The organism is Kitasatospora sp. NPDC001175 (assembly GCF_053598215.1).
Genome location: NZ_JBSFJU010000003.1, coordinates 202,957 through 216,505, shown reverse-complemented (window position 1 = coordinate 216,505; position 13,549 = coordinate 202,957). Strand labels below are relative to the sequence as shown.

Here is a 13,549-nt window from a genome sequence, read left to right as displayed (position 1 = left end):
GTCGGGTAGGCCGAGGTGACGGCGATGCTCATCGTTGACGCGATTCTGGGCGCGGCCGGTGTGCTGGGCCTGTGGGCGGGGCTCAGTATCCGGGTCGTGCAGCAGTTCCAGCGCGGTGTGGTGTTCCGGTTCGGCAAGGTGCGGGAGCACGTCAGGCAGCCGGGGCTGGTGATGCTGATGCCGGTGGCGGACCGGATGAGCAAGGTGAACGTCCAGATCGTCACCATGCCGATCCCGGCGCAGGAGGGCATCACCCGGGACAACGTCACGGTGCGGGTGGACGCCGTCGTCTACTTCAAGGTGGTCGACCCGGTGCGGGCGGCGGTGAACGTCCAGGACTACAAGTTCGCGATCTCCCAGGTCGCGCAGACCTCGCTGCGCTCGATCATCGGCAAGAGCGAGCTGGACGACCTGCTGGCCAACCGCGAGCCGATCAACCAGGGACTGGAGCTGATGTTGGACAGCCCGGCGCTCGGCTGGGGCATCCAGATCGACCGGGTGGAGATCAAGGACGTGGCGCTGCCGGAGTCGATGAAGCGGTCCATGTCCCGGCAGGCGGAGGCCGAGCGCGAGCGGCGGGCCCGGATCATCACGGCGGACGGCGAGTACCAGGCCTCGGCACGGCTGTCCCAGGCCGCGACCATCATGAGCGAGGCGCCGGCCGCGCTGCAACTGCGGTTGCTGCAGACCGTGGTCGAGGTCGCGGCGGAGAAGAACTCGACCCTGGTCCTGCCCTTCCCGGTGGAGCTGTTGCGCTTCCTGGACAACGCGAGCCGGCGCGGGGAGAGGACCGTAACCGGGGGCGGGGAGGAGAAGGGCGGCGGCGCGGCGGCGGTTGGGCCCGAGATGCCCGCGCCGCCGCCCGCGGCCCGTGGGGTGGAGCAGCTGGAACTGCCGTCGCTGGACGAGGTGCTCACGCGCTCTCCGCTGCCCGACACCGTCCCGATCGATCCCGCGCGCACTGACGCCGCCGCAGCTGCCGCATCCGGTATGTCCGGCACGCCTGGCGGATCCGCCGAGCCCGCCGAGCCCGCCGGGCTCGCCGAGCAGGGACGGCCCGGTGCGGAGGACGAAGGGGAGTGGGCGGCGCGGGACGGCGCCGAGCCCGGTGGCGGTGCCGGAGGGCCCGGACCACGATGGAGTAACGGGGCTGTGCACCCACGGCAGGAGGCCGGACAATGACCACCGCAAAAGACATCATGCACTCCGGTGCCGAGTGCGTCCGGGAACACGAGACCCTCGCCGAGGCGGCCCGGATCATGAAGGAACGCGATGTCGGCGCGCTGCCGATCTGTGGTGAGAACCAGAAGCTGCTGGGCATCATCACCGACCGGGACATCGTCCTGAGGTGCGTCGCCGACGGGCTGGATCCGGCACGCACGACCGCCGGTCAACTCGCCCTGGGGCGGCCGCTGGTGGTGGAGGCGGACGAGGACGTCGAGCAGGTGCTGCAGGTGATGGAGGAGCACCGGATCCGCCGGCTGCCGGTGATCAACCACCCCGAGCACAAGCTGGTCGGCATGATCAGTGAGGCCGACATCGCCCGGGGACTTCCGCAGGAACGGGTGGCGGAGTTCGTCTCTGCGGTGTGCGCGGAGAGGACGTGACCGGGCAGGCGAAGGTCTGACGCGAGCGGGCGGTGACCTGCGGTGTTCGCCGGCCGCTCCCGTCCGTCCTTCGCCGTCCGCTCCCGGCCCGGGGACGCGTATACCGACACCGATCGCCCAGGTGGAAAGGTTGTGTGACTGACCGTCAGTTCGTAGTGGTGGCAGGCCGCGACTGCGTACCGAACTCGCGTACGGCCTCGTCGACGATCGCGTTCAGCCGGGCGTGGTGGGCGCCGCGCCAGTAGGCCTGCCCGCAGTCGGCGCACTGCGCGAACGTGTCGTACGAGCGCTCGGTGCCGTCCTTCAGCTGCTGGTGCACCGACTCCTTCGCGGCGGTTCGGAGCGTTCCGTTGCAGGCCGTGCACCTGGTCCAGGGAGCGAGGGCGGGTGCGAAGCGGGAGAGTACGTCCCGGAGTTGGTCGGCGGGGCGGTGGCTGTAGACGTAGGCGCCGGCCCAGATCTCCCGACGCCTGAGCAGCCCGCGGTCGCGGGAGAGCAGCACCCGTTGCTCGGCGGCCGAGCGCGCGGCCAGTGCCGCGTCGCCGATGTCCGGGTTCTCGTACGCGGCGTCGATCCCCAGCAGGCGCATCCGCCTGGCGAGGGTGCCGAGATGGACGTCGAGCAGGTACCGGGCCGGTCCCGCGAGCCGCTGCGGCCTGGTCACGGCATGCACCGAGACCTCCTCGCCGCCCCTGGGGACGTACGAGGTGCGCACCGGCTGCCCGTCCGCGAGGAGGGCGCCGACCTCGGTGAGCGGGACCCCGAGGGACTCCACGACGTGCCCGAGCGTCGAGACGCCGTCGGTGCGCACCGGCGACCGCTCTGCCCGTTGTGCCACGGCGACGAATATGTGCAGCTCAGGGGCGAACCTGAGCCAGATCTCCGGTCTCTCCACGCGGTCAGCATGCCAGTGGAGCGCCGAGTGCTGCCAGCGGTTTCCCGGTGGCCGTACCCCGCGGGAGGGGCGGCGGCCGAGCAGGCGTCAGGACGCCGGTGCACTGGGATATCGGCGACCAGGGCTTCGCCGGCAACAGCGTGCTCGGCTGGTCCCCGTACTGCTACCGCTGCCCGCTCGACCTCGAACACCCCTCCTGTGGGGTGCGCTGCGCGACCCTGGCGCGGCGGCACGTCGCAGTCGGGCTGCTGCACGGGCTTGGAGTTCGTGCGCAGCCGGGCCAGCCGGGCCCTCGCGCCGTCGCCGAGCTCTACCGTGAACTGCCCTTCGAAGGTTGCGAGGACTTGCGGGAAGCTTCTGCAAATTCTTGCCAACCCACTGATCGCCTGCTTGACTCACCTGTCGTTGACCGCAGTTGACGTTGCGTCCGGTCGGCCGGGTGGTCGGCCGAGAATCGTGACGGGCCGAGCGGCCGCGGCGCCCCGTGCATCCGCGGCCCGGCCGGGGCGCACGGGGCCGTCAAGCGCCGGTAGCCGGACGGTCGACTCCGGCCCCGTCCCAAGATCCGGGAGGAGCACCGATGAGCACTGAGACCGACGTCCTCGTCCTGGGAGGTGCCGGTGTCGACACCATCGTGTACGTGCCCGAACTGCCGCTTCCGTTCGCCGACGGCTACATGGTGCCCCGGATAGAGACCCGGGCGGGCCAGACCGGGGACTTCGTCGCGGTGGGCGTGAGCGCCCTCGGCCTGCGCACGCACCACCTCGACATGATCGGCGACGATCACCACGGCGACCTGGTGCGGACGCTGCACCGCGACCGGGGGATCGCACTCACCGAGGTCCCGCTGCCGGGCGGCACCAAGCGCGCGGTGAACCTGGTCGGCCCCGACGGGCGGCGGCTTTCGCTGTACGACGACACCCGCTCGCACGAGGCGGACCGGCTGCCGGAGGAGAAGGTCCGGGCCCTGGCCTCGGTGAGCCGGCACGCCCACGTCTCCATCACCTACCCGTGCTCCTTCGCCCTTCCGGTGCTGCGCGAGGCCGGGATGACCATCTCGACCGACCTGCACAACTGGGACGGCGTCAACCCGTACCACGAGCCGTTCGCCCACCAGGCCGACCTGGTCTTCGTCTCCACCACGGCCCTGGCGGACCCGGAGCGGACCATGCGGCAGATCGTCGAGCGCGGCCGGGCGCGGACGGTGGTCGCGACCGCCGGGGCCGACGGGGCGTTCCTGCTGACCGACGGCGAACTGACGCACATCCCGCCGGTCGCACCCCCCGGACCTGTGGTGGACTCCAACGGCGCCGGTGACGCCTTCGCCTCGGGCTTCCTCTTCGGCTGGCTGGCCGGCGAGCCGCCGCAGCGGTGCGGCCGCTACGGCGCGATCGCCGGAGCCTACGCCTGCACCGTGCCGGGTACCCGGATGGACGCCATCAGCCGCGACGAACTCCTCGCCAGGGAAGCGGAGTTGGCGAAAGCACCGGCCGCTCAGCGGCCCGGCGGAGCCGAACCGGCAGGGGCGGGCGCATGACCGGCTCGGCTACGACGTCGTCATCCTCGACGGGGGAGTGACGGGCTGCGTGCTGGCGGCCCGCCTGAGCGAGGACCCCGGCCGGTCGGTCTTCCTGGGAAGGCCGGCCCCGACTACGGGTCGGAGTAGCGGTCCTGGCCGCCGGAGCCGCACGCCCGCACCCTGCCGCGCGACGACGTCTGGGAGCGGCACACCGCGGTCCACCGGATCCGCGCCCGGGTGCTCGGCGACTCGTCCCGCATCAACGGCGTTGGACCAGGCGTCCTCACCTCCCGGCGAGCCGCGCCGCCAACTCCTGCGCGAGGAAGGCCCGGTTGGCCGAGGTCACCCGGACGACCTCGACGTCGACCCGTCGTTTGAGGGCGTCGGTGAACGGATCGTGGTGCGCGTGGACGGTGGCGACCACATCGGTGTCCGCCGCGAACAGGGCCTGCACGGCGTCCCGGAACGCCGGGCAGGCCAGCTCCATCCGCCCGAGCTCGTCGATGAGCGCAAGCTGCCGGGGAGTTGACGCCGCCTGCTCCAGACACGGCACGGCCAGCCGTTCCAACACGGCCAGGTCGACGCCGTACCGCCCGACCCGGGGCGGCCCGGGAAGGCCGACATGGGCGAGGACCGCCCGCCGGCCCGCCAGCGTCTCCAACGCGAAACCGACCCGGCTGCCGCCCTGCCGGATCTCCTCGCTGGTGAAACCGACGACGCCGCGGGCGGGGAGCAGCGCGGCCAGCCGACGCAGAACGGTCGTCTTGCCGATGCCGGGACGCCCCTCCAGCAGGATCCTCGTCGGCGTCCGGGGCCCCGTGTCCGGGATATCCCCTGCAGTGTGCCGAGCCATGGGCGGACCGTCCACTCAGGCCCGGCCCGCGCAGCGGAAGCCGATGTTGCCGGTGGAGGTCTCGGGGGTGTTGGGCATCCTGGCGCTGACCCGGTAGCGGCGGCAGTAGGAGGCGTGGCAGAGGTAGGAACCGCCACGCAGGGCACGGGCGGTGCCGGTGGGCGGGCCGGCGGGGTTCTCCAGGGGCCCGGTGGCGTGCCAGGCGGGGTGGAACCAGTCGGCGGTCCACTCCCAGACGTTGCCGGTCGTGTTGTACAGGCCGTAGCCGTTCGGAGGGAAGGCGTCCACCGGACAGGTGCCGAGATAGCCGTCCTCCAGGGTGTTGCGGGCCGGGAAGTCGCCGTTCCAGACGTTCATCCGGTGCTCGCCGCCGGGCCGCAGCTCCTCACCCCACGGGAAGGGCCGGCCCTCGAGAGCGCCGCGTGCGGCGTACTCCCACTCGGCCTCGGTGGGCAGCCGCTGACCGGACCAGACGCAGTACGCGACGGCGTCGTACCACGAGACATGGACCACCGGGTGGTCCGCGCGCCCCGCCAGGTCCGAGCGCGGCCCCTCCGGGTGCCGCCAGTCGGCTCCGGGCACCTCCCGCCACCACGGGGCGGCCGCCACCGCCCGGGTGGGCGGGAAGCCGTCGGGAAGCAGCCCGCCGAAGACGAACGACGCCCCGTACCGCTCCGCGTCGGTGACGTGCCCGGTGGCCCCGACGAAGGCGTCGAACTGTGCGTTGGTCACGCACCGCGCGGCGATGGAGAACCGGTCGACGCGGACGCGTCGTACCGGTCCCTCGCCGTCCTGCCGGTAGGCCAGCGCGTCGTCGCTGCCCATGGTGAACCAGCCGCCGTCCAGGTGGACGGCGCCCGGGCCGGCGGGCCCACCGCTCGTCCCCGCCGAGGAGGCGGGACGGGGGCGCGGAGCGCCGGCGTCGCGCCCCGGGGTGCAGCAGACAGGGGTGTCGGGTGTCATGGGCGGTCCTCCGCGGGTCTCGGGCCGTGCCCTCCCACCGGAGAGCCGACGGCCGGTCCACCCACCGGTCTGCCGCGTCCGACCGGTTCCCGCAACTCGGGTATGCCGCGCGGGTCGGGACCGGCCGGCACGCGCCGCCGCGGGCCCTTCCGCCGGCCGGTCCCAACCCAGCCGTTGCCGACACCCCCTCAGCCTCATAGGCTGGGACACGGTCAAGCGCACACCGGACCCGCCTGCTACGCCGCTCGCCGGCGCACGCACCACGTGGTCCGGGTGATTCGGTGCCGTCTGCGGCAGGTTCTGACGAGTACGCCCGTACGAGACCGACGACACGAGTACGCGCGGCGCACGGGGCAGTTCTCCTCAGGCGGGGTCGGGCCGTCGGCGACTGCCTCCCGGGCCGTGCCGCGCGATCAAGTGAATTTCCCAACTCGGCCGCCCGGGAGCTCGGCGGTCACCGGTCGTCGCCGTCCTGACCGCTCGTGAGGCGCACTGCCGGTGAGGCCGGAACCGGACGGCGTGCGAGGAGGCGTCCTCCATGACCAAGCGATTCCGAGGTGTCGTCAACCCCGACATCCGCGACTCGATCCCGGACTGGGGCCCGTACGAGCAGCCGAAGGCGAAGTCCGGCACACCGAACGTCCTCTACATCGTGCTGGACGACGTGGGTTACGGCGCCATGAGCTGCTTCGGCGGCCCGATCGAGACGCCCAACATCGACAGGATCGCCGCGAAGGGTCTGCGCTACGCGCAGTGGCACACCACCGCGCTCTGTTCGCCGACCCGCTCCTGCCTGCTCACCGGCCGCAACCACACGGTCAACGGCATGGCGTGCATCAGCGAGTGCGCCGTCGGCTTCCCCGGCGCCAACGGCCACGTCCCGCCACAGTGCGCCACCCTCGCCGAGATGCTGGTCGACCAGGGCTTCAGCACGGCCATGGTCGGCAAGTGGCACCTGTGCGCCGAGGACGAGATGAACCTGGCCTCCACTAAACGGGACTGGCCGCTCGGCCGCGGCTTCGAGCGCTTCTACGGCTTCCTCGGCGCGGAGACCAGCCAGTACTACCCGAACCTCGTCCACGACAACCACCCCGTCGAACAGCCCGCCACACCGGAGGAGGGCTACCACTTCAGCGTCGACATCACCGACAAGGCCATCCAGTACATCGACGACGTCAAGGCCATCACCCCCGACCGCCCGGTCTTCCTGTACTACGCACCGGGCTGTGCGCACGCCCCGCACCAGGTGCCCAAGGAGTGGGTCGAGCGCTACCGCGGCCGGTTCGACGCCGGGTACGAGGAGATCCGCCGGCAGACCCTGGAGCGGCAGAAGGAGATGGGACTGCTCCCGCAGAACACCGAGATGCCGCCCGTCAACCCGATCGGGACCCCCGAGACCCGCACCGGCCCGGACGGACAGCCGTTCCCGCCCCTGGACCACACCCGGCCGTGGGACACCCTGAACGACGACGAGAAGCGGCTCTTCGCCCGGATGGCCGAGACCTACGCGGGCTTCCTCTCGCACTGCGACGACCAGATCGGCCGCCTGCTCGCCTATCTGGAGGACATCGAGCAGCTGGACAACACCGTCATCGTGGTGGTCTCCGACAACGGCGCCAGCGGCGAGGGCGGCCCCAACGGCTCGGTCAACGAGAACAACATCGCCAACAGCATGCCCGACGACCTGGCCCAGAACATGGCCATGCTGGACGACCTGGGCAGCACCAAGACCTACAACCACTACCCGAACGGCTGGGCGATGGCCTTCAACGCCCCGTTCAAGATGTGGAAGCGCTACTCGTTCAACGGCGGCATCTGCGACCCGTGCGTCATCTCCTGGCCGAACGGCATCACGGCCCACGGTGAGATCCGCGAGCAGTACCACCACGCGATCGACATCGTGCCGACCCTGCTGGACTGCCTGGACGTCGAACAGCCCGAGACGGTCAAGGGCTACACCCAGCACCCCATCCAGGGTGTCAGCATGCGCTACAGCTTCGACGCCGCGAACATCCCGACCGCCAAGCACACCCAGTTCTACTCGATGCTCGGCACCCGCGGCATCTGGCACGACGGCTGGAAGGCCGTCACCACCCACCCCGCCATCAGCGGCTGGGGCCACTTCAGCGAGGACACCTGGGAGCTGTACCACACCGACCAGGACCGCTCCGAGATGCACGACCTCGCCGAGCAGGAGCCGGGCAAGCTCGCCGAGCTCGTCGGCCTGTGGTTCCACGAGGCCGGCGCCAACCAGGCGTACCCGCTCGACGACCGCTCCGCCGTCGAGATCCTCACCACCCCGCGCCCCCAGATGACGGCGCCGCGCAACCGCTACGTGTACCGCCCCGGCGGCTCGGAGGTGTCGGAGTCGGCCAGCCCGAGCGTCCGCAACCGCTCGTACGTGGTCGGAGCCGTGGTCGACCTGTCCGTACCGGGCGCGTCCGGAGTGCTGTTCGCGCAGGGCAGCCGCTTCGGCGGCCACAGCCTCTACGTCAAGGACAACCGGCTGCACTACGTGTACAACTTCCTCGGCAGGGAACTGCAGCACCTCAGCGCCACCGAGGACCTGCCGACCGGTGAAAACCTGATTCTCGCGGCCTCGTTCGACCGGGAGGGTGAGGACAGCCCCGGTGTCGCCCGTGGCACCCTCAGCCTCTACTACGGCGAACGGAAGGTCGGCGAACGGAGCATCAGGACCCAGCCCGGCAAGTTCGGCATCGCGGGTGAAGGCCTCAACATCGGTTGCGACCGGGGTGACCCCGTCACCGACGACTACCCCGGTGCCGCCCCCTGGGCGTTCACCGGAGGAACCCTCAAGCGGGTCGCCGTCGACCTCAGCGGCGAGGCGTACGTCGACCTGGAACGTGAAGCCGCCGCCATGCTCTCGCGTGACTGACCGTACGCCGGCGTGACCGGTGCTCATGCGACCGGAAGGTGCCTCCGCCCAGCGGGGACGAGGAGCCTCCAACTCCTTGTCACGGCATCGGCGGAGGCACTCGTCCGCTGCGCGGGCCGGGGACACCAGCGGTGGTCCGGACAGGGGGAAGAGGCCGCCGGAAGGGGCCGGGACGCCGGATTCCGCGGGCGCGCCCGCGCCGGTCCGTGCGACATGGGCCGACCGAGTGGCCTGGAGCACCGGTTCGGCACCAGCGCTTGCATGACCGCACTGATTAACCCATGATCGGCCGTGACGGACCGTGGTCAGTCGACTACGCGGCCGTTCGCCCTCCTGGTCATTCCACTCCCCGTAGTGCCGCGGCCGCCTGCCGTCGCTCCGAAGCGGTCTCCGGAATTTCCGGTCCAGGGTTCTGCGCGGAAGTGCACGACCAGCGGCCCGCCTGCCGCCGGAGAGTCCGTGCCGACGGATGCCTTGGCACCCGAGGAGAAGAGAAGGCCATGCCCAGAGACCTCGGCGGAACCCGCTGGAAGCGCTTCGCCTGTGTGCTCGCACCGAGCATGCTGGCCGCCGCGGCCCTCACCGTCAGCCTGGCCCAGGGGGCGCTGGCGGTCTCGTTCTTCATCTCGGGCGAGAGGTTCAAGGTCTTCACGAGGACGCTGACCGGCGAGGGGGTGAGCCTGTACGGCATGGTGGACCGGACCAGGAGCGGCGAGCTGATTCCGGTCCTGGTCGCGGGGATCGAGAGGGCGAAGATCAACGGGCTGTGCCAGTCCCTGGTGGTTCCGATCCCGCTGCTCGGCCCGTACACGCTCAGGCTCACGTCGGCCGAGGACGGAACTCCCGCCAGGGCGAAGGACCTCTTCCTGGACATCACCGACGGGCGCGCCGGCCACGCGTCCCTCCACGACGTCGACATCGGCATCGCGGCGGGCTCGCTCACCACCGGCCCCGTCAGCCCGGGCGACCGCCGCTCGCCGTTCTTCGACCCCAACGGCTTCGCGGCGCAGAGCGGCTCGGCGACGCTGACCGACGTGCGCGCCACCGGCGTCGCCGGTTCGGCCGCCACCCTCGACCTGCCCGAGACACACCTGTCGCTCAGGCCCGGCAAGGACGAGTGCTTCTGAGCCGGTGGCGGACCACCGGGCACGGCGCGTACCAGGAGCTGCCACGTGAGGAACACGACCACCCATGACCTGTCCGGGCTGCCCGGCCGCGCTGCCGGAGCGTGGCGAAGGTTCCGGACCTGGCGCGGCACCCGCCCCTTCTGGGCCGGGCTGCTGACCATCTCGGCGAGCGTCCCGATCATGTACTTCCCCTACGTCCACCTCTCCCTGGGCGGACTGCCGATGGCACTGTCCACCACCGCCGGGGCGGGATCACTGCTCATCGGGGTCCTGCTCATCGTGCTGGGCGTCACCCTGTGGCTCCAGCAGCAGGTGCGGATCTTCGCCGGAGTCGCGGTGATCGTGCTCGCGCTGGTCTCCGTCCCGGTCGCCAACTTCGGCGGATTCCTGCTGGGCATGCTCCCCGGGCTCGTCGGCGGCTCGCTCGCGTGCGCGTGGGCTCTGCCGGACGAGGTACGGGAGGGTTCCGGACCGGCGACGGTGGTGGAGCGGTTCGCGGGGCACGACGTGGAGACGGCGGGACCGGCCCCCGCGAACCTGGTGAGCGGGGGACACGGTGGGGAGTGACCGCAGCCGGGACGGCCGGATGGACGCGGTGCCGGGCGCACGGCGCGCCGCCGCGCGGCCCGTGGCCGGCCAGTGCACCCGGTCGCGGCGACCCGTGGGGAGCGTGCTGGCACTGACCGCGGTACCGGCGGCGCTGCTGATGGCCGCGACGGCTCCGCCCGAGGCGCTGTCCGCCGCCGGTCAGCCGGCTCCGCGCGGCACGGTCGCCGCCCGGTCCGGATCCGCCGACGGGTACCACGAGGACGGCTGTGCCCCCGGCCCGGCGGTGCCCTCGCAGCGCGGCGCCGACCCCACCGCGGAGGGGCCACCGGCGCCCACCGTTCCCGTCGCGTCCTCGTCGGCGACCCCGGAGGTGAGCGGCTCGGCGTCGAGCGGCACCCGGCATCGGGAGGAGCCGAGGTCCGGCGCCCCGGAGCCGGCCGGTGCGGGCGGCCAGGGCCGGCCCGGGGCGACCGGTACGGGCATCCCGAGTCCGGCGTGCGGTTCTCCCACGCCGACCCGTACCGCAAGCAGCGCGACCACCGGCCGGAGCTCCGCTTCCCCCGCACGGTCGGAGAGCGCCGACCCCGGGCGGAGTGTCAGACCCGGCGCGCCGAAGGACGGAGAGCCCGGTGGGATGCCACAAGCCCGGTGGAGCCTGAAGTCACGCAGGCTGGTACTCCACGAGAGTGTGCTCAGCGTGGTGACCGTGGGCACCCCGACCGAGCCCCGGCGGGTGCTGAAGTTCACCGCACGGTCGGTGGACATCGGCGACCTCGACCTGGCGATCGACGAGGACGGCTCGGCCCGGCACCTGCGGGCCGGGCCCGGATCCACTTCCACCCTGGCCGGCGGCTCGGTGACGCTGTACGCGGAGTCACTCTCCGGCAGGATCACCGGCCTGGACGACGGCCCGCTCCCGGCGGACCGCTCGGCGGTGGTCACCCCGGACGCCGTTCCGCAGTGGCTCTACGGTCCGGACCCCTCGGCGCCGCACTCACCCGAGCGGACGCTCACCTTCGAGGACGTGGCCGTCCGCCAGGCGCGGCTGCTCGGCCCGGACCTGGCCGTTCCCGGCATGCGGCTCAACGAGGACCGGGCCTGAGCCGGGACCGCCCTTGAGCGACCCGCCGACCGCTACGCCCGTGGGCGGAGCCCTGTAGAGGAGGACCCCATGCGAACCGCCGAGGGGACACCGGAGAAGGCACTGCGGACACCGCGCGCCGCGGGCGTCGCCGGAATCCTGTGCGCGCTGGTCCTGGCAGCCGCGATCGTGCTGATCCGCATCGCGCTCCCGGCCGGACCGGCCGGGAGCGCCGGCCGGCTCACCGGCTCCGCGCACCGGGACACCCTGCAGGTGGTGCTGAATCTGGTGCCGTTCGCCGGGGTGTTCTTCCTCTGGTTCATGGGCGTCGTACGCGACCGCGTCGGCAAGGCGGAGGACAGGTTCTTCGCCACCCTGTTCCTGGGGAGCGGACTGCTGTTCGTGGCGATGCTCTTCGTCCTCGCCTCGGCGGCCGACAGCGTGCTCGCCGTCACCGATCCGTCCCGGGCAGCCGGCCCGCCACCGTCCTGGCAGTACGGGCGACACCTCACGATCGCCATGCTCTCGAGCTACTCCACCCGGATGGCGGCCGTGTTCACCGTCTCCACCACGACGATCGGCCGGCAACTCGGGATCTTCCCCCGCTGGCTCGCCTGGCTGGGCTACCTCGCGGCGTTCTACCTGATGTTCCTCGCCAGCGTCGTGCCCTGGTCCGAGCTGGTGTTCCCGGTCTGGATCCTGGCCGTCAGCTGCTTGCTGCTGCTGGCTGACCGCCGGTCCCCGGGTGCACGTGACACTCCGTGATCCCGTGCTGCCGGACGGACGGAGCCGCGGGCCACCACCACCGGGGCCGGTGTCCACGTCCGCACGGTTGCCACCGGGAGAGGGAACACGCCGTTATCCTCACACTCCGTCAGGCTCTCTTCTGAGGGGCACGGCGGTGGCGCGCCAGAGCACGGGCACAGGACCACAGCGCAGGCACAGGAGAGACAGATGGGCCACGACACTCCCAAGGACGCACCTCCGAACACCGGCAGCCGCGCCCGGGACCACCTGGCCAACGAGCGGACCTACCTGGCATGGCTGCGCACCGGCATCAGCGTGGCCGCGCTCGGTGTGGCCGTCGCCAAGTTCGCCCCTCACCGGGGGCTGCATGCCGTGGTCTCCGGAATGATCCTGATCTTCGCCGGCCTGCTGGTGAGCGGGTACGGCACGGCCCGCTACCGGTCGGTCGGGGAGCAGCTGGAGGCCGGTGTCTACGCTCCGGCGCGATCCGCGGTGATCACCGCGGCCACGGTGGTCACCCTCCTCGCGCTGATCGCCGTCGTGGTCCTGGTCTGACGGTCCGACCCGCAGCCCGTTCCCCGCGCACCGCAGTTCGCGCCCCGGGCCTCAGCCCGCCGCCAGGACCGTCGCTCCCACGAGGACGAGCACCGCCGACGACAGCCACGGTCGGCACCTTCGCACCAGCCGGCTGCGGCCGCAGCAGGCGCGGACACCGGTCGCGACCGTGACCAGCGCCGGTGCCAGGGCGAGCTGCACTGCGGCCAGCAGTACCGCCTCGCCGGGAGTCAGCCGTGCGAACGCCACGGCGAACACACTCACGTTGTCGGCGCCGGTGGCCAGCACCAGAAGGAAGTGCCACCCGAGATCACGACAGCCCGCCAGCGCCGACGCGGGTGCGGCGGCACCGCCTCTCCTGAGCAGGCCGTGTAAGCCCAGTGCCACCGGAATGACACCGAGTAGCCGCAGGTCCGAGGGCGTCAGCAGTCGGCCCGCCAGGCCGCCCAGCGCCCCGAGGCCGAGTGTCACGACCAGGGCCAGGAGGAGTGCCGCCGTCAGCAGGCCGGTGCGCACCTGCCGGTCGGCCAGGGACAGTGCGACCAGCAGTCCCCAGGTGTCGATGTTCGTGGCGCAGAAGACCACGACGCCCAGGGCCAGTGCGTACAGGGCTTGGTGCAGCATTCGGGCAACCCGGTTGTGGCACACGGACGATCGGTGGACGGCCGCCCGCCTCGCGCCGAGGCGTGTGGGTCCACCTGCCTGACTCACTTCAGGCTTTCACGGCCCGCTCGCCCGCGCGACTCGCGAGGCGGGA

The 13,549-nt window shown here is 71.9% G+C and carries 14 protein-coding genes; 9 read left to right on the top strand and 5 right to left on the bottom strand.

Features of this window, described 5'->3' with window-relative positions; genetic code table 11:
• Positions 1 to 24: 24 nt before the first annotated feature.
• On the top strand, positions 25 to 1,182 hold the full coding sequence (locus ACWDAK_RS04265) for a slipin family protein (protein WP_427393739.1): 1,158 nt from the start codon (positions 25 to 27) through the stop codon (positions 1,180 to 1,182).
• Complete coding sequence (locus ACWDAK_RS04260; RefSeq protein WP_344634665.1) at positions 1,179 to 1,607, top strand: CBS domain-containing protein; 429 nt, start codon at positions 1,179 to 1,181, stop codon at positions 1,605 to 1,607. The genes ACWDAK_RS04265 and ACWDAK_RS04260 overlap by 4 nt, the downstream gene beginning before the upstream one ends.
• A 145-nt stretch (positions 1,608 to 1,752) precedes the next feature.
• Here the strand turns inward: ACWDAK_RS04260 and ACWDAK_RS04255 are convergent, their stop codons facing one another.
• Complete coding sequence (locus ACWDAK_RS04255) at positions 1,753 to 2,502, bottom strand: Mut7-C RNAse domain-containing protein (RefSeq protein WP_427393738.1); 750 nt, start codon at positions 2,500 to 2,502, stop codon at positions 1,753 to 1,755.
• Positions 2,503 to 3,082: 580 nt separating this feature from the next.
• Between ACWDAK_RS04255 and ACWDAK_RS04250 the strand changes: the two genes are divergently transcribed.
• Positions 3,083 to 4,039 (top strand): adenosine kinase, encoded by a 957-nt coding sequence (locus ACWDAK_RS04250; protein WP_427393737.1) that lies wholly within the window; start codon positions 3,083 to 3,085, stop codon positions 4,037 to 4,039.
• A gap of 265 nt (positions 4,040 to 4,304) precedes the next feature.
• Here ACWDAK_RS04250 and ACWDAK_RS04245 read toward each other — a convergent pair whose 3' ends face one another.
• Positions 4,305 to 4,874, bottom strand: coding sequence for a nucleoside-triphosphatase (locus tag ACWDAK_RS04245; protein WP_344634662.1), 570 nt, complete (start codon positions 4,872 to 4,874; stop codon positions 4,305 to 4,307).
• Between the two features lie 15 nt (positions 4,875 to 4,889).
• Positions 4,890 to 5,837: a formylglycine-generating enzyme family protein gene (locus ACWDAK_RS04240; protein ID WP_344634661.1), complete on the bottom strand. Its 948-nt coding sequence runs from the start codon at positions 5,835 to 5,837 to the stop codon at positions 4,890 to 4,892.
• A 538-nt stretch (positions 5,838 to 6,375) separates the two neighbouring features.
• On the opposite strand from ACWDAK_RS04240, the gene ACWDAK_RS04235 reads away from it, so the two are divergent.
• From ACWDAK_RS04235 to ACWDAK_RS04225, 3 genes are all read left to right on the top strand, one after another.
• Entirely contained in the window at positions 6,376 to 8,733 is a 2,358-nt protein-coding gene (locus ACWDAK_RS04235; RefSeq protein WP_427393736.1) for an arylsulfatase, read from the top strand.
• Positions 8,734 to 9,233: 500 nt separating this feature from the next.
• Entirely contained in the window at positions 9,234 to 9,860 is a 627-nt protein-coding gene (locus ACWDAK_RS04230) for a DUF6230 family protein (protein ID WP_427393735.1), read from the top strand.
• 69 nt (positions 9,861 to 9,929) lie between these two features.
• Entirely contained in the window at positions 9,930 to 10,427 is a 498-nt protein-coding gene (locus ACWDAK_RS04225; RefSeq protein WP_344634752.1) for a DUF6114 domain-containing protein, read from the top strand.
• 180 nt (positions 10,428 to 10,607) lie between these two features.
• Here the strand turns inward: ACWDAK_RS04225 and ACWDAK_RS04220 are convergent, their stop codons facing one another.
• On the bottom strand, positions 10,608 to 10,949 hold the full coding sequence (locus ACWDAK_RS04220; RefSeq protein WP_344634658.1) for a hypothetical protein: 342 nt from the start codon (positions 10,947 to 10,949) through the stop codon (positions 10,608 to 10,610).
• Between the two features lie 94 nt (positions 10,950 to 11,043).
• On the opposite strand from ACWDAK_RS04220, the gene ACWDAK_RS04215 reads away from it, so the two are divergent.
• The 3 genes from ACWDAK_RS04215 (at position 11,044) to ACWDAK_RS04205 (ending at position 12,792) form a co-directional block, all read left to right on the top strand.
• A complete protein-coding gene (locus ACWDAK_RS04215) occupies positions 11,044 to 11,511 on the top strand; it encodes a hypothetical protein (protein WP_344634657.1) in 468 nt (155 codons plus the stop codon).
• A 69-nt stretch (positions 11,512 to 11,580) separates the two neighbouring features.
• The gene (locus ACWDAK_RS04210) at positions 11,581 to 12,255 is read left to right on the top strand and encodes a hypothetical protein (RefSeq protein WP_344634656.1); all 675 of its coding nucleotides are present in this window, start codon (positions 11,581 to 11,583) and stop codon (positions 12,253 to 12,255) included.
• Between the two features lie 189 nt (positions 12,256 to 12,444).
• Entirely contained in the window at positions 12,445 to 12,792 is a 348-nt protein-coding gene (locus ACWDAK_RS04205) for a YidH family protein (RefSeq protein WP_344634655.1), read from the top strand.
• A 51-nt stretch (positions 12,793 to 12,843) separates the two neighbouring features.
• Here ACWDAK_RS04205 and ACWDAK_RS04200 read toward each other — a convergent pair whose 3' ends face one another.
• A complete protein-coding gene (locus ACWDAK_RS04200; RefSeq protein WP_427393734.1) occupies positions 12,844 to 13,416 on the bottom strand; it encodes a hypothetical protein in 573 nt (190 codons plus the stop codon).
• Positions 13,417 to 13,549 lie beyond the last annotated feature (133 nt).